At 73.8% G+C, this 1,307-nt stretch carries 1 protein-coding gene and 1 pseudogene; both read right to left on the bottom strand.

Translation table 11 applies throughout. The features are described 5' to 3' along the window. Positions 1-603 (bottom strand): phosphotransferase (locus AB0M20_RS44095; RefSeq protein ID WP_364307517.1); only part of this gene is annotated, 603 nt, incomplete at its 3' end. A 13-nt stretch (positions 604-616) separates the two neighbouring features. Next, positions 617-1,307, bottom strand: a pseudogene (locus AB0M20_RS44090) (MFS transporter); the annotation flags it as partial.

The following is a 1,307-nucleotide window of genomic DNA, read 5'->3' as shown; positions in this document are numbered from 1 at the left end:
CCGCCAGTACTCGGGCCAGTCGATGATCGCCGGTGGCCGGCCGTCGGCGAACAGCACGTTGCCGGCCAGGTCACCGTGCACCACCTGACTCGGCGACGCGATCGGGCGGCGCGCCTCGAGCAGCGGCTCCAGCAGGGCGGACGGGGCGGTCGACCCGGGCGGCACCGGTTCGCCGAAGGCGAGTCTGTCCCCGTACGACCAGGGGTCGTCCCGAAGGTCGATGAAGAACGGCCGGGGCAGCGCGGCAATCGCGCGATGGAACGCCTCGCCCGCGCGCACCACCTCGTCGACCCGGCGCGGATCGGGCTGCCCCTCCACCCAGCGCGTCGCCTCCCACCCGGCGACCACCCACGACCCGTCGCCCGCCCGCACCGGCCGGGCCACCCGGAAATTCTCCGAATCCGGCAACTCGGACAGCACCACCGCACGCCAGACCGCCTCCGCCTCGCCCTCGGCCGGCTTGAGCACCACGTTGCCGGCCTGCCAGGTGCCGCCCTTGCCGCCGGCCAGCCGCCTGGGCTCGAGGCCCACCCCGAAGGCGTCGAGGACCTCGACCGGTGGCCTCGCCGCCGCGGCCGTGGGATCCGTGAGATCCGTGGTCATCCGATCGATCCCGTCACCCGACCGACTCTGCCACGGGTCGCATCGACCGGATGCTGCGGCTGACCGACGCGGCCACCGCCGAGATCGCCACCGCGGCCGCGAAGAACAGGATGGACACCGAGCTGCCCCAGGCCGTGATCAGCGTCCCGGCCAGCAGCGGAGCGGCGGCGGCGACCGAGGTGGCCACGGTGATCACCACGCTGACCACGCGGCCCTGCAGCCGGTCGGGCGTGATCGCCGCCTGGTGACCGAAGAGGGCGGCGTTGGAGGCGGGACCGAGGAACACCGCCGCGGCGACCGGCACGGCCGCGGCCACCGTCGAGGTGAGCAGGGCGCTGCACGCCATGAATCCGGCCGCGGCCAGGCAGATGCCGCGGATCAGCACGGGCAGGCGTACCCGTCGCACCAGGGCCGGCGCGGCCAGCGCGCCCAGCAGGCCGCCCACCGCGACGATCGTCTCCACCGTGCCGATCACCGCCGGAGGTGTGTCGTGCATCTGCAGGGTCACGATGATCGTGAAGATGATGCCCTGGATGGCGAAGTTCAGCGGGGCCGCGATCAGCAGGACCGCCCGCAGGAAGTGGTCGCCGAAGACGAAGCGCAGTCCCTCGGCCATCGCCGCGGCGTGCCCCGGGGGCTGCTCGGCCTGCGGCTCCTGCAGCGGCCGCCGGATCAGCGCGACGCCGATGAGGGAGAGCAGGAAC

This window comes from Actinoplanes sp. NPDC051633, from assembly GCF_040681735.1.
Lineage (GTDB): Bacteria > Actinomycetota > Actinomycetes > Mycobacteriales > Micromonosporaceae > Actinoplanes.
Note: the sequence above shows the minus strand (reverse complement) of the source record. Positions and strands in the feature narration are given on the sequence as shown.